The sequence below is a fragment of the Streptomyces venezuelae genome, assembly GCF_008642375.1.
Classification (GTDB): domain Bacteria; phylum Actinomycetota; class Actinomycetes; order Streptomycetales; family Streptomycetaceae; genus Streptomyces; species Streptomyces venezuelae_G.
The window spans coordinates 6,380,006-6,398,083 of record NZ_CP029194.1 but is presented as its reverse complement, the minus strand read 5'-3'; the positions used below and the strand labels follow the sequence as shown (position 1 = coordinate 6,398,083).

General features: G+C 71.2%; 17 protein-coding genes. 9 read left to right on the top strand and 8 right to left on the bottom strand.

Features of this window, described 5'->3' with window-relative positions:
* Positions 1 to 25: 25 nt before the first annotated feature.
* The 3 genes from pknB (at position 26) to DEJ46_RS29265 (ending at position 3,474) form a co-directional block, all read left to right on the top strand.
* The gene (gene pknB, locus DEJ46_RS29275; protein WP_190622957.1) at positions 26 to 1,948 is read left to right on the top strand and encodes a Stk1 family PASTA domain-containing Ser/Thr kinase; all 1,923 of its coding nucleotides are present in this window, start codon (positions 26 to 28) and stop codon (positions 1,946 to 1,948) included.
* 5 nt (positions 1,949 to 1,953) lie between these two features.
* Positions 1,954 to 2,805 (top strand): deoxyribonuclease IV, encoded by an 852-nt coding sequence (locus tag DEJ46_RS29270; protein WP_150271123.1) that lies wholly within the window; start codon positions 1,954 to 1,956, stop codon positions 2,803 to 2,805.
* A 90-nt stretch (positions 2,806 to 2,895) separates the two neighbouring features.
* Complete coding sequence (locus DEJ46_RS29265) at positions 2,896 to 3,474, top strand: DUF4396 domain-containing protein (RefSeq protein ID WP_150271121.1); 579 nt, start codon at positions 2,896 to 2,898, stop codon at positions 3,472 to 3,474.
* Between the two features lie 37 nt (positions 3,475 to 3,511).
* Here the strand turns inward: DEJ46_RS29265 and DEJ46_RS29260 are convergent, their stop codons facing one another.
* Positions 3,512 to 4,162 (bottom strand): sulfite oxidase-like oxidoreductase, encoded by a 651-nt coding sequence (locus tag DEJ46_RS29260; protein ID WP_150271119.1) that lies wholly within the window; start codon positions 4,160 to 4,162, stop codon positions 3,512 to 3,514.
* A gap of 184 nt (positions 4,163 to 4,346) precedes the next feature.
* Here DEJ46_RS29260 and bfr point away from each other — a divergent pair, with 184 nt between their 5' ends.
* Complete coding sequence (bfr, locus tag DEJ46_RS29255) at positions 4,347 to 4,823, top strand: bacterioferritin (protein WP_024755581.1); 477 nt, start codon at positions 4,347 to 4,349, stop codon at positions 4,821 to 4,823.
* A gap of 7 nt (positions 4,824 to 4,830) precedes the next feature.
* Here bfr and DEJ46_RS29250 read toward each other — a convergent pair whose 3' ends face one another.
* Together DEJ46_RS29250 and DEJ46_RS29245 are read right to left on the bottom strand one after the other, a co-directional pair.
* A complete protein-coding gene (locus tag DEJ46_RS29250) occupies positions 4,831 to 5,079 on the bottom strand; it encodes a bacterioferritin-associated ferredoxin (RefSeq protein WP_150271117.1) in 249 nt (82 codons plus the stop codon).
* A 134-nt stretch (positions 5,080 to 5,213) separates the two neighbouring features.
* The gene (locus DEJ46_RS29245; RefSeq protein ID WP_190622955.1) at positions 5,214 to 6,560 is read right to left on the bottom strand and encodes a class II 3-deoxy-7-phosphoheptulonate synthase; all 1,347 of its coding nucleotides are present in this window, start codon (positions 6,558 to 6,560) and stop codon (positions 5,214 to 5,216) included.
* A gap of 202 nt (positions 6,561 to 6,762) precedes the next feature.
* On the opposite strand from DEJ46_RS29245, the gene DEJ46_RS29240 reads away from it, so the two are divergent.
* The 3 genes from DEJ46_RS29240 (at position 6,763) to DEJ46_RS29230 (ending at position 11,693) form a co-directional block, all read left to right on the top strand.
* The gene (locus tag DEJ46_RS29240; RefSeq protein ID WP_223835193.1) at positions 6,763 to 9,519 is read left to right on the top strand and encodes an N-acetylmuramoyl-L-alanine amidase; all 2,757 of its coding nucleotides are present in this window, start codon (positions 6,763 to 6,765) and stop codon (positions 9,517 to 9,519) included.
* A 110-nt stretch (positions 9,520 to 9,629) separates the two neighbouring features.
* Positions 9,630 to 9,701: a trp operon leader peptide gene (locus DEJ46_RS40955; protein ID WP_223835510.1), complete on the top strand. Its 72-nt coding sequence runs from the start codon at positions 9,630 to 9,632 to the stop codon at positions 9,699 to 9,701.
* 108 nt (positions 9,702 to 9,809) lie between these two features.
* Entirely contained in the window at positions 9,810 to 11,693 is a 1,884-nt protein-coding gene (locus DEJ46_RS29230) for an anthranilate synthase family protein (protein WP_190622954.1), read from the top strand.
* A 40-nt stretch (positions 11,694 to 11,733) separates the two neighbouring features.
* On the opposite strand, the gene DEJ46_RS29225 is transcribed toward DEJ46_RS29230, so the two are convergent.
* The 4 genes from DEJ46_RS29225 to DEJ46_RS29210 all read right to left on the bottom strand — a co-directional run bounded on the left by DEJ46_RS29225 (position 11,734) and on the right by DEJ46_RS29210 (position 15,510).
* Positions 11,734 to 12,732, bottom strand: coding sequence for a 2-hydroxyacid dehydrogenase (locus DEJ46_RS29225; protein WP_150271109.1), 999 nt, complete (start codon positions 12,730 to 12,732; stop codon positions 11,734 to 11,736).
* Positions 12,733 to 12,833: 101 nt separating this feature from the next.
* Complete coding sequence (locus tag DEJ46_RS29220) at positions 12,834 to 13,520, bottom strand: response regulator (RefSeq protein ID WP_150271107.1); 687 nt, start codon at positions 13,518 to 13,520, stop codon at positions 12,834 to 12,836.
* The gene (gene macS, locus DEJ46_RS29215) at positions 13,517 to 14,731 is read right to left on the bottom strand and encodes a MacS family sensor histidine kinase (protein WP_150271105.1); all 1,215 of its coding nucleotides are present in this window, start codon (positions 14,729 to 14,731) and stop codon (positions 13,517 to 13,519) included. Before macS ends, DEJ46_RS29220 begins: the two co-directional genes overlap by 4 nt.
* 47 nt (positions 14,732 to 14,778) lie before the next feature.
* The gene (locus DEJ46_RS29210; RefSeq protein ID WP_150271103.1) at positions 14,779 to 15,510 is read right to left on the bottom strand and encodes a lysophospholipid acyltransferase family protein; all 732 of its coding nucleotides are present in this window, start codon (positions 15,508 to 15,510) and stop codon (positions 14,779 to 14,781) included.
* Between the two features lie 188 nt (positions 15,511 to 15,698).
* Here DEJ46_RS29210 and DEJ46_RS29205 point away from each other — a divergent pair, with 188 nt between their 5' ends.
* Both DEJ46_RS29205 and DEJ46_RS29200 read left to right on the top strand, forming a co-directional pair.
* Positions 15,699 to 16,481: an alpha/beta hydrolase gene (locus DEJ46_RS29205; protein WP_150271101.1), complete on the top strand. Its 783-nt coding sequence runs from the start codon at positions 15,699 to 15,701 to the stop codon at positions 16,479 to 16,481.
* Positions 16,474 to 17,244, top strand: a complete 771-nt coding sequence (locus DEJ46_RS29200) for a hypothetical protein (protein ID WP_150271099.1) — start codon at positions 16,474 to 16,476, stop codon at positions 17,242 to 17,244. The genes DEJ46_RS29205 and DEJ46_RS29200 overlap by 8 nt, the downstream gene beginning before the upstream one ends.
* A gap of 79 nt (positions 17,245 to 17,323) precedes the next feature.
* Here DEJ46_RS29200 and DEJ46_RS29195 read toward each other — a convergent pair whose 3' ends face one another.
* Positions 17,324 to 18,067: an endonuclease/exonuclease/phosphatase family protein gene (locus tag DEJ46_RS29195; RefSeq protein ID WP_150271096.1), complete on the bottom strand. Its 744-nt coding sequence runs from the start codon at positions 18,065 to 18,067 to the stop codon at positions 17,324 to 17,326.
* Positions 18,068 to 18,078 lie beyond the last annotated feature (11 nt).

Below are 18,078 nucleotides of genomic sequence, written 5' to 3'. Positions count from 1 at the left end.
GTCCACGGCTCGTAGACTCGTCGCCGTGGACACGACCCTTCAGGACCCCCTCGTCGGGCGGCTGCTCGACGGCCGCTACCGCGTCGACGCGCGCATCGCCGTCGGCGGGATGGCCACGGTCTACCGGGCCGTCGACACCCGCCTCGACCGCGTCCTCGCGCTCAAGGTGATGCACCCCGCCCTCGCGACGGACGCCGCCTTCGTGGAGCGGTTCATCCGCGAGGCGAAGTCCGTCGCCCGGCTCGCCCACCCGAACGTCGTGGGCGTCTTCGACCAGGGCGCCGAGGGCGCGTACGTCTACCTGGCGATGGAGTACGTCGCCGGCTGCACCCTCCGCGACGTCCTGCGCGAGCGCGGCGCCCTCGCGCCCCGCGCCGCGCTCGACATCCTGGAGCCGGTCCTCGCCGCGCTGGGCGCCGCGCACCGGGCCGGGTTCGTGCACCGGGACATGAAGCCCGAGAACGTCCTGATAGGGGACGACGGCCGGGTCAAGGTGGCCGATTTCGGTCTCGTACGGGCCGTGGGCTCGGCGACCGCCACCACCGGCTCGGTCCTCGGCACGGTCTCGTACCTGGCGCCGGAGCAGATCGAGCACGGCACGGCCGACACCCGTGCCGACGTGTACGCCTGCGGTGTCGTGCTGTACGAGATGCTGACCGGCGGCAAGCCCCACGCGGGCGACACCCCGGCCCAGGTCCTCTACCAGCACCTCCACACCGATGTGCCCGCCCCTTCCGCCACCGTCCCCGGGCTCGCCCTGGAGCTGGACGAGCTGGTCGCGGCGGCCACCGCCCGCAACGCCGACCTCCGTCCGCACGACGCCGTCGCGCTGCTCGCCCTGGTCCGGGAGGCCCGCGCGGGGCTCGGCGACGAGCAGCTGGACGCCGAGCCGCCGCAGGCGCGCTCCGAGACCCGGGACACCGCCGAGGACCGGACGAGCGTGATCGCCCGCGTCGTACCGGTCGCGTCGGACGTCCAGGACGTGCAGCACACGAACCGGCTGCCGGCCCCGGAGGCGCCCCCTGCCGCGCCCCGCCGGCGAGCCCCCCTCGTCGCGCGAGCCCCCCGCGGCCCGCTCCTGATCGTCCTCGGCGTCCTGCTCGCGCTCGGTCTCGGCACCGGTGTCTGGTACATCAATTCCGGCCAGTTCACGCGCGTCCCGGCCGTCCTCGGCCAGACCGAGGCCGCCGCGACGCAGCGGATCAAGGACGCCGGTCTGGACGTCGGCACGACGAAACGTGCCTTCAGCGACGTGTACGAGCGCGGCACGGTCATGGCCGTCACCCCCGCCCCCGGCGAGCGCGTCCGGGGCAACGCCACGGTCACCTTCACGCTCTCGCGCGGCCCCGAGATCGTGAAGGTGCCGAACCTCAGGAACAAGCCGCTCGCCGAGGCCAAGGCCATCCTCAAGAAGGAGGGGCTGGCCCCCGGGGTGGTCACGAACGAGTTCAGCGACTCCGTCGCCCAGGGCGCCGTGATCGGCTCCGACCCCGAGCCCGGCACCGAGCGCCGCCCCGATTCGGCCGTCGCCCTGGTGGTCAGCAAGGGTTCCCCGATCGACGTGCCCGACGTCACCGCCGAGACCGTCGCCGACGCCACGGCCACGCTCCAGGAGGCCGGCCTCACCGTGCGGGTCGCGCCGGAGCGGATCCACTCGCCCGAGGACGCCGGCACGGTCGCCGCCCAGTCCCTCGCCGAGGGGAGCCGGGCAGCCGAGGGCGACACGATCACCCTCACCGTCTCCAAGGGCCCGAAGCTGATCGAGGTCCCGGACGTCACGGAGGAGAGCACCGAGGACGCCCGGACGATCCTGGAGGACGCGGGCTTCGAGGTGGAGGTCAAGAAGTCCTTCCCCTTCCTCGGTGACACGGTCGCGAGCCAGTCCGTGGAGGGCGGCGAGACCGCCCCCGAGGGCTCCACCGTCACCATCACGATCAAGGGACTCTAGAGCTCATGCGCAACCCCGTCGGCGGTCACGTCCCCGTGGCCGGTGGCCTCGCCACGACCGGCCTCGCCTACGCCCGCGTCCTCGGCGCCGAGACCGTTCAGGTCTTCGTCGCCAACCCGCGCGGCTGGGCCACGCCGGTCGGCAACCCGGCCCAGGACGAGCGCTTCCGGGCGGAGTGCGAGGCCGAGTCGATCTCGGCCTGGGTCCACGCCCCGTACCTGATCAACTTCGGCTCCCACACCGAGGCCACCGTGGAGAAGTCGGTCGAGTCGCTGCGGCACTCGCTGCGCCGGGGCCGCGAGATCGGCGCGAAGGGTGTGGTGGTGCACACCGGTTCGGCGACCGCGGGCCGCCCGCGCGAGGTGGCCCTCGCCCAGGTACGGGAGCGGATGCTGCCGCTCCTCGACGAGCTGACCCACGCGGACGACCCGTACCTGCTCCTGGAGTCGACGGCCGGCCAGGGCTTCTCGCTCTGCTCACGCGCGGAGGACTTCGGCCCGTACTTCGACGCGCTCGACCACCACCCGAAGCTCGGCATCTGCCTCGACACCTGCCACATCTTCGCGGCGGGCCACGATCTCACGGAGCCGGGCGGCGCGGTGCGGACGCTCGACGAGCTGGTGGCGACCGTCGGCGAGGGCCGGCTGAAGCTGATCCACGCCAACGACTCGAAGGACGTCGTGGGCGCCCACAAGGACCGTCACGCCAACATCGGCGCCGGTCACATCGGCGAGGACGCCTTCCGCGCACTGCTGCGCCACCCGGCGACGGACGGGGTGCCGCTGATCATCGAGACCCCGGGCGGCACGGAGGGACACGTCGCCGACGTGGAGCTCCTGAAGAAGCTGCGGGGCTGACCGGGGCGCGCATTCCCTGTTGAGGAATACCCCAGGGGGGTATACGGTTCCTGTATCGGCAGGAACCGCTACCCGAGCTTGGGGGCACCCATGCAGCACGAAGCGCACGCCCGTCACGACCACAGCACCCACGAGGGTCACGCAGGCCACGAGAACCACGGCGAGCAGCACGGCGAGGACCAGGACCGCAGCGGTCACCACGGCCACCACGGCCAGGGGCACAGCCCCGGCAAGGCCTCCTGGGCCATGGCCGCCAAGGCCACGCTGCACTGCCTCACCGGCTGCGCCATCGGCGAGGTGCTCGGCATGGTCATCGGCACGGCGCTCGGCTGGGGCAACGTCCAGACGATGATCCTCGCGATCAGCCTGGCCTTCTTCTTCGGCTACGCGTTCACCCTGCGCAGCATCCTTGCCGCCGGCGTCGACTTCAGGACGGCCTTCAAGGTCGCGCTGGCCGCCGACACCCTCTCGATCACCGTCATGGAGATCATCGACAACGGCGTCATCGCCCTCTGGCCGGGCGCCATGGACGCGCATCTGAACGCGCCGCTGTTCTGGATCGTGCTGGCCATCGCGCTGGCCGCCGCGTTCGTGATCACCACCCCGGTGAACAAGTGGCTGATCGGCCGCGGCAAGGGCCACGCGGTGGTCCACCAGTACCACCACTGAACGAACCGGCCGAGACGCACCCCGGCGGTCCGGAGCACTACAGCTCCGGGCCGTCTCCCGGTTCCTCCTGGTACGAGTAGCGCTGCTCCGTCCACGGGTCACCGAGGTTGTGGTAGCCGCGCTCCTCCCAGAAGCCCCGGCGGTCGGCGGCCATGTACTCCACGCCCCGGACCCACTTGGGCCCCTTCCAGGCGTACAGGTGCGGGACGACGAGCCGCAGCGGGAAGCCGTGCTCGGCGGTGAGCAGCTCGCCGCCCTTGTGGGTGGCGAAGATCGAGCGGTCCGCGGCGAAGTCGGCGAGCCGCATGTTGGCGCTGTAGCCGTACTCGGCCCAGACCATCACATGCGTGACCTGCGGCGCGGGCGGAGCCAGTTCGAGGATGGTCCGGGCGGGCACCCCACCCCATTCGGCCCCGAGCATGCTGAATTTCGTGACGCAGTGCAGATCGGCCACGACCGTGGAGAACGGCAGGGCCGAGAACTCCTCGTGGTTCCAGCACCGCTTGTCGCCGTCCGCCGTCGCGCCGAAGACGCGGAACTCCCAGCGGTCCGGCTTGAACTTGGGGACGGGCCCGTAGTGCGTGACCGGCCAGCCGCGCTGCAGCCGCTGACCCGGCGGAAGATCCGGCGAACGATCCGGCTCCCCCGCTTCCCCTTCCCGGCGTTCTCCGCTCTCCGGCTGACCCATGTCATCCATGGTGACAGACGGCGAGGGGTGGTCATGACCAGCCAACCTCCCACCTGTCCGAGATTCGGGCAACTCCCACTAAGCCTGCACTTACTGGACGCCCCCCATTCGGGGTGCGAGGATGCGGCCATCCTGCCCAGTGACGGCACAGACACGCAACGTGGAAGTGGAAGGAGCCTCTGCGATGCAGGGCGACCCCGAGGTCCTCGAGTTTCTCAACGAGCAGCTGACCGGCGAGCTGACGGCCATCAACCAGTACTGGCTGCACTACCGCATCCAGGACAACAAGGGGTGGACGAAGCTCGCCAAGTACACCCGCGAAGAGTCCATCGATGAGATGAAGCACGCGGACAAGATCACCGAGCGCATCCTGATGCTCGACGGTCTGCCCAACTACCAGCGGCTCTTCCACGTCCGGGTCGGACAGACGATCACCGAGATGTTCCAGGCGGACCGCCAGGTCGAGGTGGAGGCGATCGACCGCCTCAAGCGTGGGATCGAGGTCATGCGCGCCAAGGGGGACATCACGTCCGCCAACCTCTTCGAGGAGATCCTCGCCGACGAGGAGCACCACATCGACTACCTGGACACGCAGCTGGAGCTGATCGAGTCCCTGGGCGAGGCGCTCTACATCTCGACCCTGATCGAGCAGCCGAGCTAGCAGACCCCTAGGCGGCCTCGTCGAGCTCCGTGTAGGTCTCCGCGGTCAGCGCCGGCATGCCCTGGTCCAGGAGCTCGCGGCGGGGGCAGTTGCCACGCCCGAGGATGGCCTGAATGCGGCGGACGCAGGAACCGCAGTCCGTCCCGGCCTTGCAGGCCGAGGCGATCTGGCGCGGCGTGCAGGCGCCCGCGTCCGCGTGCTCCTTGACCTGCTTCTCCGTGACACCGAAGCATGAGCAGACGTACACGCGGTTCACCTCCCGCCGAGATCGATAAGGCTAACCTAACCTTACCCGGCGGGCCGGAGCCTCAAAAGCCCTGGATACGACGATGGGGCGCGGATCACATGGATCCGCGCCCCATCGTCGTAGATACCTACCGACTGATCACATCACTGGTCGCGGTACATCTCCGCCACCAGGAACGCCAGGTCGAGCGACTGGCTCCGGTTGAGGCGCGGGTCGCAGGCCGTCTCGTAGCGCTGGTGCAGGTCGTCGACGAAGATCTCGTCGCCGCCGCCCACGCACTCGGTGACGTCGTCACCGGTGAGCTCGACGTGGATGCCGCCCGGGTGGGTGCCGAGCTCCTTGTGGACCTCGAAGAAGCCCTTGACCTCGTCGAGCACGTCGTCGAAACGGCGCGTCTTGTGGCCGGAGGCGGCCTCGAAGGTGTTGCCGTGCATCGGGTCGGTGACCCAGGCGACGACCGCGCCCGAGGCGGTGACCTTCTCGACGAGCTCGGGGAGCTTGTCGCGGACCTTGTCGGCGCCCATGCGGACGATGAAGGTCAGCCGGCCCGGCTCGCGGTCCGGGTCGAGGCGGTCGATGTACGTCAGCGCCTCGTCCACCGTGGTGGTCGGGCCGAGCTTGATGCCGATCGGGTTGGCGATCTGCGAGCAGAACTCGATGTGCGCGTGGTCCAGCTGGCGGGTGCGCTCACCGACCCAGACCATGTGGCCGGAGGTGTCGTACAGCTTGCCGGTGCGCGAGTCCGTACGGGTCAGGGCGCCCTCGTAGTCGAGCAGCAGCGCCTCGTGGGAGGCGTAGAACTCGACGGCCTTGAACTCGGCCGGGTCGGTGCCACAGGCCTTCATGAAGTTCAGCGCGTTGTCGATCTCCCGCGCCAGCTGCTCGTAGCGCTGGCCCGAGGGGGACGACTTCACGAAGTCCTGGTTCCAGGCGTGCACCTGGCGCAGGTCGGCGTAGCCACCGGTGGTGAAGGCTCGCACCAGGTTGAGCGTGGAGGCGGAGGCGTTGTACATCCGCTTCAGGCGCTCGGGGTCCGGGATACGGGACTTCTCGTCGAAGCCGAAGCCGTTGACCGAGTCGCCCCGGTACGTCGGCAGGGTCACGCCGTCGCGGGTCTCGGTCCCCTTGGAGCGGGGCTTCGAGTACTGGCCGGCGATGCGGCCGACCTTCACCACGGGCACGGAGGCCGCGTAGGTGAGGACGGCGCTCATCTGGAGCAGCGTCTTGAGCTTGGCCCGGATGTGGTCGGCGGACACGGCGTCGAAAGCCTCGGCGCAGTCGCCGCCCTGGAGCAGGAACGCCTCGCCACGGGCGACGGCTCCCATCCGGGCGCGCAGCTGGTCACACTCGCCGGCGAAGACGAGCGGAGGATACGACTCGAGGTCCGCGATCACATCGCGCAGAGCCTCGGCATCGGGGTACTCGGGCTGCTGCGCCGCGGGCAGGTCTCGCCAGGTCGCCTTGGCGACGGCGTGGGTATCAGCGTTCACGGTCACGCTCACTACATTACGGGGTCCTTCGCCCCATCTCGGCCCCCTGCCCAGTGACTGAGACGCGCGCCCGAAATGTCCGCCGGCGATCTTCACGCCTTCAGGTGGTGTTACCCTCTGGCCCGTTTCACTAGTTGACAGTCGAATCACAGGGGTGGGCGTGACCCGGAGTCACCGCAGGGACCTTAAGAAGAAACGTCTCATGTACGGAGCGGCGGCCGCGGTCGTCGCCACTGCCACGCTCGGCACCATCGCGGTCGCGTCCCCGGGCCTCCTCGGCGGGACGGGCGACGCCAAGGCTGCTGCTGGTGACGTTTCCCTCCAGTCGCAGTTCGCAAACGCGGCGCGCGAGTTCGATGTGCCGCAGAGCGTGCTGATGGCGGTGTCGTACCGCCAGACGCGCTGGGAGTCGCACGACGGGCTGCCGAGCACGACCGGCGCTTACAACGTCATGGGCCTGACGGACGTCGATGCCGAGGACGTCGAGCAGCACGACGTGAAGGAGCGCCTCGCGCACCTGAACGCGAGCGGCAAGGCCGAGATCGAGAAGACCTTCGACGAGGCCAAGGCCCTGGCGGCACTGCCGAAGGAGACCGTCGACACCGACGACCCGCGGCTGCACACCCTGGACAAGGCCGCCGGGCTGATCGACAGCTCCGCCGACGCCGTGAAGAACGACACCGCCGCCTCGATCCGTGCCGGTGCCGCGCTGCTCGCCGAGTACCAGAAGCAGGCCGGCGCCGAGCTCTCCGAGGACCCGGCCGACTGGTACCCGGCCGTGGCCCGCTACAGCCAGTCCCCCGACCGGAAGGGCGCCGACCTCTTCGCGGAGCGCGTCTTCGAGTCGATCAAGACGGGTGAGCGCGCGCTCACGACCGAGGGCCAGCCGGTCACGCTGCCGGCCGCGCCCGAGGTGGAGCCCGCCAAGCCGTCGAACGTGCCGCTGGCCGCGAGCTTCGCGAGCACCACGGACACCCCGACGCCCGAGTGCCCGCCGACCGGCCTGGTCTGCGACTACCGCCCGGCCGAGGTCCCGAGCACCGGGCAGCGGAACTACACGCTCGCCAACCGGGCCAAGAACACCCAGCTGGACGTCCGCCGGATCGTGATCCACGACACCGAGGGCAGCTACGAGGGCACCATCGCGACCTTCCAGAGCGCGACGGCCAAGGGCAGCGCCCACTACCTGATCCGCGCGAGCGACGGTCTGGTCACCCAGATGGTCGAGAACAAGAACATCGCGTGGCACGCGGGCAACTGGACCGACAACATGCACGCCATCGGCGTGGAGCACGAGGGCTACGCCATCAAGGATGGCAAGTGGTACACCGAGCCCCAGTACGAGTCCTCCGCGAAGCTGGTGAAGTTCCTCGCGACCGAGTACGGCATCCCGCTGGACCGTGAGCACATCATCGGCCACGACGAGGTCCCGGGCCACGTCAACGCCAAGGTCGCGGGGATGCACTGGGACGCCGGTCCGTTCTGGGACTGGAACCACTACATGTCCCTCCTCGGCGCCCCGACCGGTGCCGGCGGCGCCGGCGGTCTGCTCCAGCCCGGCCAGCTGGTCCGTGTCGTCCCGCCCTACACCTCGGCGAACCAGCCGAAGATCACCTACGGCGGCAGCACCGTCCCCGCCCAGCCGGCCAACTTCGGCTACCTCTACGAGACGCCGTCGACCACGACGCCGATCAAGGACGCGTACATCCCCAACGTCCTGTGGAGCGACGGCCCCAACTGGGGCAACAAGGTCCGCGCGGGCGGCACCTACGTCGTGTCGGCCGTCCAGACCAACTGGACGCAGATCTGGTACGGCGGCCAGAAGGCCTGGTTCTACAACCCGGGCGGCCAGTACACGTCCGTCGTCAAGGACACCTCGCAGCGGGTCCTGAAGGCCGCGGCCGGCAAGACGCCGCTGATCTACGGCCGCGCCTTCCCCGAGAAGGCCGCGTACCCCGGCACCAACGGCGTCACCGCGCCCACGGACAACCCCAACTACCTGTCGCTGTACTCCTTCGGCGCCGGCGGCGCGTACGTGAAGGCCGGCCCGGCGGTGAAGGGCGACGACTACTTCGGCTCCGCCCAGACGAACGTCGTCGGCACCGACATGTACATCCCGATCCGCTACAACCACCGCATGGCGTGGGTGAAGGCCTCGGACGTCGTCGAGTCCGCCCCGGCCCCGGCGGTGAACGCCACCAACCGCTACAACGTCCTCGCCCGTGACGCCTCCGGTGTCCTCTGGCAGTACCAGGGCACCGGCAACGCCTCCGCGCCGTTCCTGAACCGGTACCGGGTCGGGTCCGGGTGGCAGGTCTACAACGCCATCACGCCCATGACCGCTCTCCGTGCCGACGGCACCGGGGACGCCGTGGCCCGGGACGCCTCCGGTGTCCTCTGGTACTACCAGGGCAGCGGCAACCCGGCCGCGCCGTTCAAGGCGCGGCTGCGGACCGGTGGCGGCTGGGGGATCTACGACCGGATCATCGCCGTCCGGGACGTGACCAACGACGGCAAGCCCGACCTGATCGCCCGCGAGAAGTCGGGTGTCCTGTGGCTGTACAAGGGCACCGGCGTCCCGGCCACCCCGTTCGCGACCCGGCTCCGGGTCGGCGGCGGCTGGCAGACGTACAACGCCATCGTCTCCACCGGTGACCTGTCCGGCGACGGCAAGGCCGACCTCATCGGCCGCGACACCTCCGGTGTCCTCTGGTCGTACCAGGGCACGGGCAACGCCACCACGCCGTTCGCCACGCGGTACCGGGTCGGCGGCGGCTGGGGTGCGTACAACAGCATCGTCGGTCCGAGCGACCTGAGCGCCGACGGCAGGGGCGACCTGATAGCCCGCGACGGCTCCGGCACGCTCTGGTCGTACAAGGGCACCGGCAGCCTCACCGCGCCGTACGCCACGCGCGTGAACGTCGGCCCCGGCTGGCAGATCTACAACCTGATCTTCTGATCGGGTAGCTCGCACAGAGCGGCCTCGGGGCCCGGCTCGCACCGTCCACGGTGCGGACCGGGCCCCGTTTTCGTGGCCCCTCGGCTTCCCGCTGGGTTACAGTGCTCGACATGTTCGCGCCTCAGATCCAGAACTCCCAGATCCAGAACTGGTGGTGGACCGCTCATCCGGCGGCCCACTGATCGCGCGTACACCGAACGACACGCGAAGGCCGCCCGAGGGGCGGCCTTTTCTCGTACCCGGGGCCGTTCCTCCTCTCCGTACTCCACCCGGAAGGAACGACACACCCCATGGACCCCTTGGACCTCTCCCGTCTCCTGGACGACTCCTGCCCGCCCTTCGCCCTGCTGCGCAGGCGGACCCCCGGTCGTGACCACGACACCGTCGAGGTGCTGATCGGCCGGGTCCACGAGGCCGAGCGGCTCGCCGAGCTGCCCGTGGGCCCGCTGCCGACGCTCGCGCTCGTGCCCTTCCGGCAGATCCGGGAGCGCGGCTTCGACGTGCGGGACGACGGCACCCCGCTCTCCGTGCTCGTCGCCGATGAGTCGTACGAGCTGCCGCTGGACGAGGCGCTCAGCCGGCTGCCCGCGCACGACGTGCGCGTCGAGGGCGGCGCGTTCGACGTCTCGGACGAGGAGTACGCCGGGACCGTGCGCCGGGTCATCGACGAGGAGATCGGCTCCGGCGAGGGCGCGAACTTCGTCATCCGGCGGACGTTCACGGGTGAGATCCCCGGCTTCGGGCGGGCCGACGCGCTCGCCCTGTTCCGGCGGCTCCTGGCGGGCGAGCGGGGCGCGTACTGGACCTTCGTCGTGCACACGGGCGAGCGGACGCTCGTCGGGGCGAGCCCCGAGGTGCACGTGCGGATGTCGGGCGGCACGGTCGTGATGAACCCGATCAGCGGCACCTACCGCTACCCGGCCGGGGCCTCCCCGACCCCCGAGGACCTGCTGGCCTTCCTCGCCGACCGCAAGGAGACCGAGGAGCTGTCGATGGTCGTCGACGAGGAGCTCAAGATGATGTGCACCGTGGGCGACATGGGCGGGGTCGTGATCGGGCCCCGGCTGAAGGAGATGGCCCATCTCGCGCACACCGAGTACGAGTTGCGCGGGCGCTCCTCGCTCGACGTGCGGGAGGTGCTGCGGGAGACGATGTTCGCGGCGACCGTGACCGGTTCGCCGGTGCAGAACGCCTGCCGGGTGATCGAGCGTCACGAGACCGGCGGGCGCGGCTACTACGCGGGCGCGCTCGCGCTGCTCGGTACGGACGCGAGCGGGGCGCAGACGCTGGACTCGCCCATTCTGATCCGTACCGCCGACATCGACGCGGGCGGGCGGCTGCGGGTGCCCGTCGGGGCGACCCTCGTCCGGCACTCGGACCCGGCGGGCGAGGTGGCCGAGACGCACGCCAAGGCGGCCGGGGTGCTGACCGCGCTCGGGGTGCGGGAGGGCCGGCCGACGGGCGGCGCCTCGGCTCCGGCGCCGGCGCGCCTCGCCGACGATCCGCGCGTGCGGGCCGCCCTGGACGCGCGGCGGGCCGATCTCGCGCCGTTCTGGCTGCGGATGCAGGTGAAGTCGGCGGAGCTGTCCGGCCACGCGCTGGTGATCGACGCCGAGGACACGTTCACGGCGATGCTCGCGCACGTCCTGCGCTCCTCGGGCCTCGAGGTGTCGGTGCTCCGCTACGACGAGCCGGGGCTGCGGGAGCTGGCCCTCGCCCACGAGGGGCCGGTGGTGCTCGGGCCCGGCCCCGGCAACCCCTCGGACGCCGCCGATCCGAAGATGCGCTTCCTGCGCGGTCTGACGGCCGAGCTGGTGCGGGACCACCGGCACGGTCTGCTCGGGGTGTGCCTGGGGCACGAGCTGATCGCCGCCGAGCTGGGCCTGGAGATCGTCCGCAAGCGGACCCCGTTCCAGGGGGCGCAGTTGCGGATCGACCTCTTCGGGCAGGAGCAGACGGTCGGCTTCTACAACAGCTTCACGGCCCGCTGCGACGACCGGACGGCGACGGAGCTCGCCCTGCACCGGATCGAGGTCAGCCGCGACCCGGGGACCGACGAGGTGCACGCGCTGCGCGGGCCCGGCTTCGCCGGCGTGCAGTTCCACCCGGAGTCGGTGCTCACGATGGACGGGGCGACCCTGACCGCCTCGCTTCTCGCGGGAGTGCTGGTCTAGGGCCTGTCCGACCCTGATCCGTCGGACAGGCCCTAGGAGGCTAGGAGGTCCTCGGCACCAGGACGTTCTCGCTGCGCCGCCCGGCGGTGTAGTCGAGGACGTTCCGGACCGTGGTGTCGATGATCTGGCTGACGGCGTCGACGGTGTAGTACGCCTGGTGGGAGGTGACCACCACGTTCGGGAAGGTGACCAGGCGGGCCAGGGTGTCGTCGTCGACGGCCTCCAGGGACCTGTCGACGAAGAAGAGCCCGGCCTCCGCCTCGTACACGTCGAGGCCGACCCCGGCGAAGCGGCCCTTCCTGAGCTCGGCGACCAGCGCCTCCGTGTCGATGAGGCCGCCGCGGCTGGAGTTCACCAGGATCGCGTCGTCCTTCATGGCCCGGAGGGCGGCGGCGTCGATGATGCGGTGGGTGGACGGCAGCAGCGGTACGTGAAGGCTGATGAGGTCGGCCTCGGCGAGGATCCGCTCCTTCTCCACGTACGTCATGCCGAGCTCGACGCAGGCGGGGTTCTCGGCGACGTCCCAGCCGAGCAGCTTCATGCCGAAGCCGTGGGCGATCCGGGTGAAGGCCTCGCCGATCTTGCCGGTGCCGAGGACGCCGACGGTGCGGCCCCGGAGGTCGCGGCCCATCAGCCCGTCGAGGCGGAAGTCGAAGTCGCGGGTCCGGTTGGAGGCGCGGACGATCCGGCGGTTGACGGTCATCGCGAGCGTCCAGGCGAACTCGGCGACGGAGTACGGGGAGTAGTACGAGACCCGGGCGACGGTGAGGCCGAGCCGCTCGGCGACCTCCAGGTCGATGTTGTTGAAGCCCGTGGAGCGCTGGGCGATCATCTGGGTGCCGCCGGCGGCGAGGGTCTGCAGGACCTTGTGGTCGAGGCTGGCGTTGACGCTGGTGGAGATGACCTCGTAGCCCGCCGCGATCGGCGCGGTGTCCTCGTTGAGGAAGACGTCCAGGCAGCGGACGTCGTGGTGCCCGGCGAAGGCCTTCTCGAGCATGGGCTTCTCGTCCGCCTGCACGCCGAATGCCAGGATTTCCACGGGATTCCCCCAGAAGCGGTGAAGGGCCGTATATGCGCGGTCCTCGCGAATATACGGCCCCTCACGTCACCGCGCCCGGTACCGCGGGCCGGTCCTGCTCCTTACGCGTCGTCGAGACCGCGCTCGATGGCGTACCGGACGAGCTCCACGCGGTTGTGCAGCTGGAGCTTGCCGAGCGTGTTCTGGACGTGGTTCTGGACGGTGCGGTGCGAGATCACCAGGCGCTCGGCGATCTGCTTGTAGCTGAGCCCCTTGGCGACGAGGCGCAGGACCTCGGTCTCGCGCTCGGTCAGCTGCGGGGCCTTCGGCTCGTCGGCGCCGGGCGCCGGGGCGGGCTCGGCGGCCAGCCTGCGGTACTCGCCGAGGACCAGGCCGGCGAGCCCCGGCGTGAAGACGGGGTCGCCGACGGCCGTCCGGCGGACGGCGTCGATGAGCTCCTCGGTACTGGCCGACTTGAGGAGATAGCCGGTGGCACCGGACTTGACCGCCTCCAGGACGTCGGCGTGCTCGCCGCTCGCCGAGAGGACCAGGACCCGCAGCGCGGGGTGCGCGCCGACGAGCTCCTTGCAGACCTGGACGCCCGGCTTGACCGGCAGGTTCAGGTCCAGGACGAGGACGTCGGGACCGACGGCCGTGGCCCGGCGCACGGCCTGCTCGCCGTCGCCCGCCGTGGCGACCACGTCGAAGTCCGCCTCCGCGAGGTCGCGGGCGACCGCGTCCCGCCACATCGGATGGTCGTCGACGACCATCACCCTGATCCGCTGCCGCTCGGCCTGCTGCTCGCTCATCTTTCCTGTCCTGCCTTCCCCCGAGGGACCTTCAACTCGACTTCCGTGCCCTGCCCGGGGACCGAGATCAGCTCGGCCGAGCCGCCCAGGTCCCGCAGTCTGCCCCGGATGGAGAGGGCGACCCCCATCCGGCCCTCGCCCCAGGCCTCCGCGAGGCGGCCCTCCGGGATGCCGGGGCCGTCGTCCCGGACGGTGACGATCACCTCGTCCGGCCAGTCCTCGATCAGGACCCAGGCCTGGGCGTCCTCCCCCGCGTGCACCCGGACGTTGTCCAGGGCGGCGCCGACGGCGGCGGCCATCTCGCGGGCGGCGGGCGGCGGCAGCAGGACCGGGGCGCCCGGCTCGGAGAGGGTGACCCTCGCCCCGGCGCGCGGGGCGAGCAGGAGGCGCAGATCGACGGGGGTGTCGTCGTCCGGCTCGTCGTCCACGTCGACGACCCGGACCACGGCCCCCTCGGACTCGTCCTCCGAGACCAGGCTGGGCCGGGTGAGCCCGCCCGCGACGAGCGTACGGAGCGCCACCTCCTGCTCCCCCGCCATCCTGGCGATCTCGGCGGCCTCGCCGCCCATCGCCGTGCCGCGCCGCTGCACCATCGCGAGGACCTGGAGGACGCTGTCGTGGATGTCCCGGGCGAGCCGCTCCCGCTCCCGGGTCGCGGCCTCGATCTCCAGGGCGCGGGCGAGGGTGCGCTCGGAGGCGCGGGCCACCTCGACGACGTATCCGATGGCGATGGAGGCCACCCAGACGAGCACCACGTTGTGGACGGTGTCCCGGCTGGGGTGGCCGCGCTCGACGATGTTGGCGACGGCGACGAGGGAGGAGGCGACCCCGGCCCAGCGCCAGCCGCCCTTGAGCGCGTACGCGAGGACGGAGCCGGCGGTCCATATCGTCGGCAGGGTGGGGCCGTCGAAGGTCTGGGCGTCGGCGTCGGCGAGCGGGGTGAGCAGGATCCCCACGAGGGCGATCGTGAGGTCGGCGCCGAGGAAGGGCTTGGTGCAGCTGGCCGCGTTCGCCACCCTGGGGAGGGTGGCGAGGGTCCAGACGCACATCACCGCCAGATAGCCGACGCCGATCCAGGGGCGCTCGTACTGCTCCCGCCCGACGGCGAACACCATGACGGCGTAGATCATCGTCAGGACGCGGTAGCCGGTCAGCGCCCGCCACAGCGGCTGCTCGACCGACATGCGCACGACACGCTCACGCTTGGCCATTCCCCCACCCCCCGAACACCCCTAGGGGTGCTGACCTGCCGGACCGCTTACGCGCCGGACTCTTCCCGCGCCGCGATCTCGGCCTTGACGGCCTCCTTGGCCGCCTTCTCCGCGTCCGCGATCTGCCGCTTGGCGGCGGTCGCGTAGATGTCGACGTACTCCTGGCCGGACAGCTTCATGATCTCGTACATGACCTCGTCGGTCACCGAGCGGAGGATGAAGCGGTCCCCCTCCATGCCCTGGTAGCGGGTGAAGTCCAGCGGCTTGCCGATCCGGATGCCCGGGCGCATCAGCTTGGGGACGACCTTGCCGGGCGGCTGGATCTTCTCCGTGTCGATCATGGCGACCGGGATCACGGGAGCGCCGGTGGCCAGGGCCACCCGCGCCAGACCGCCGGGCTTGCCGCGGTAGAGGCGGCCGTCGGGCGACCGGGTGCCCTCGGGGTAGATACCGAAGAGCCCGCCGCTCTCGATGACCTCGATGCCGGCCTTGATCGCCGCCTCGCCGGCGCCGCGGGCGCCCGACCGGTCGACCGGGAGCTGGCCGACGCCCTTGAAGAAGGCGGCGGTGAGCTTGCCCTTCACGCCCGGGGAGGTGAAGTACTCGGCCTTCGCGATGAAGGTGACCTTGCGGTCCAGAACGGCGGGGAGGAAGAAGGAGTCCGAGAAGGAGAGGTGGTTGCTCGCCAGGATCGCGGGACCGTCGGCCGGAACGTTCTCCAAACCCTCGACCCAGGGCCGGAAGGCAAGCTTCAGGGACCCTCCGATGGAGAACTTCATTGCGCCGTAGATCAACTCGCCATGCCTTCCGTGTGCCGTCGCGACGACTTTATCCCGTACCTGGCCACGGCCCCCGCTGCGGCCCTGGTCGGTGTCGGTCCGGTCGCGTACCGTGAAGGTCCTTCCCCATTTTCCGTCGCTTCGGCGCACCCGCAGCCGCCGAAGTCGCAACCGAACAGGAGACCCCGGTGCCGGTCCTTCCCGGAGCCGAGCCGTACCGCCACGAAGGCGGAGAGGTCGGCGTCCTTCTCTGTCACGGATTCACCGGTTCCCCGCAGTCGATGCGCCCGTGGGCCGAGTATCTGGCCGCCCGCGGGCTCACCGTGTCGCTGCCGCTGCTGCCGGGCCACGGCACCCGCTGGGAGGACATGCAGCTCACCACCTGGCGCGACTGGTACGCGGAGGTGGACCGGGCCCTGCGCGAGCTCCTGGACCGGTGCGAGACCGTCTTCGTCTTCGGTCTCTCGATGGGCGGCGCGCTCTCGCTGCGCCTCGCCGCGCAGCACGGGGACGCCGTGCGGGGCCTCGTCCTCGTCAACCCGGGAAACAAGGTGCACGGCCTGGCGGCGCACGCGCTGCCGGTCGCCCGGCACTTCGTCCGCACGACGAGCGGCATCGCCAGCGACATCGCCAAGGAGGGCGTGGCGGAGATCGGCTACGACCGGGTCCCGCTGCACGCCGCGCACTCGCTGCGCCAGTTCTTCCGCACGGTGGACGCGGAGCTCCCGCAGGTCACGCAGCCGCTGATCGTGCTGCACAGCCCGCAGGACCATGTGGTGCCGCCGGCCGACTCGGCGCGGATCCTCAGCCGGGTGTCCTCGACGGACGTCCGGGAGATCCTGCTGGAACAGAGCTACCACGTCGCGACGTTGGACCATGACGCGGAGCGGATCTTCGAGGAGAGCTGGGCGTTCGTCGAGCGTCTCGCCCCGAGTCCGGTCGACGGGAAGAGGAGCACCAGCGGTGGCTGATCAGCAGGACGGCGGCGAGCGGGAGCCGCAGCCCATCGACGAGGAGGCGGCCTGGGCCGCGATCGTCGCCGGGTACGGGGACGAGCCCGCGGATCCCCCGGGGGCGAGGCCGTTCCGGCCGATCGAGACCCTCTCGCTGCCCGAGCCGGAGGACGAGCCCGCGCAGCCGGACACCAGGACCGGCCCGGGGCCGGCGTCCGGTACGGGTGCCGGGTCGGGTACGGGTACGGGTACGGCGTCCGGTACGGGTACGGGGTCGGGGTCCGCGTCCGGATCCGGAGCCACGTCCGGTGCCGAGGCGGGCCCCGCGTCCGGCGGCGAGTCCGGAGCGACCGGGCCGACCGGGGCGGACGGCGAGCCGCCGGCCGATCCCGACAAGCGGCCGGAGGCCGGAGCGGAGAAGCCCGCACTGGGCAGCTCTATCGTCTTCGCGCCCGGGGTCCGCCCGAGCGGTCCGCGGGACTACTCCCCGGCCGAGCCGGAGGAGGGCCCGGACGGCGGCGAGGAGGGACACTTCGTCCCGCCGGAGCCCCCGCCGCTCCCGGAGGCCGACGCGACGACCAAGTTCGCCTGGCTCGGCGTGGTCGGCGGTCCGGTGCTGATGCTGCTGGCCGTCCTGCTCCAGTGGGACATGACCTGGTGGCTGACGACGCTCTGCGTGGGCGGCTTCCTGGGCGGCTTCGCGACCCTGGTGGCGCGCATGAAGCACGACGACGACGATGACGACGGCTTCGGAGACCCCGGCCGCGGGGCGGTCGTGTAACCGCCCCGACCGCCCGCCCGAAGAAGCACTCCCCGCCCCACGAGGCGGATACCCCGCCCCACGAGGCGGAATCCCCGCCCTACGAGGCGGGCACACGGACCGCCGCCAGCACTGGCAGGTGGTCCGTGGCCGTTCTCAGGTCCGTGGGGTCGAGGTGGGGCGGGACCCCGCAGCCGAGGAACTCGATGCCCGGGGTGGCCAGGATGGCGTCGATGCGCTGGTGCGGGTCGGCCGGGGTCGAGGTGTGCTCACCGCCCCAGGGGCTGACCGCCCAGCCGTCCCGGAGCTCCGTGGCGAGCCGGGTGAAGGCGGGGCCGCCGGGCCGTTCGTTGAGGTCTCCGCCCACGAGGGTGTACGGGGTGCCCAGCGCGGCGACCCGGTCGAGGACCATCCCGGCCTGGGCGTACCGCTCGTCCTTCCGCAGGCTCAGGTGGCAGCTGATCAGCCCGACCCTGGCCCCGGCGAAGCGGACGACGGCGGTCGCGAGGCCGCGGCGGTGCAGGCCGGGGGTGAGCGGCAGCAGCACGTCCTCGGTGCGTTCCACGGTGGCCCGCAGGGAGCAGAGGAGCATCGGCCCCGCCGCGGTGGCGCCGCCGCTCAGCATCACGAGCTCGCTCTTGGCGGCGAGCCGGGCCGCGTGCCTGCGCCAGCGGAAGAAGCGCGGGGCCTCCTGGACGAAGACGAGGTCCGGGGCGCAGGCCCGGATCACCCGGGCGAGGGCGTCCTCGTCGTCGCGCATCGAGCGGACGTTGTAGCTCAGGACCCGGAGGACGGCCGAACCGTCCGCCTCGGTGCGGGAGTTGGGCAGCTCACTGATCGCCATGCCGGTCAAGA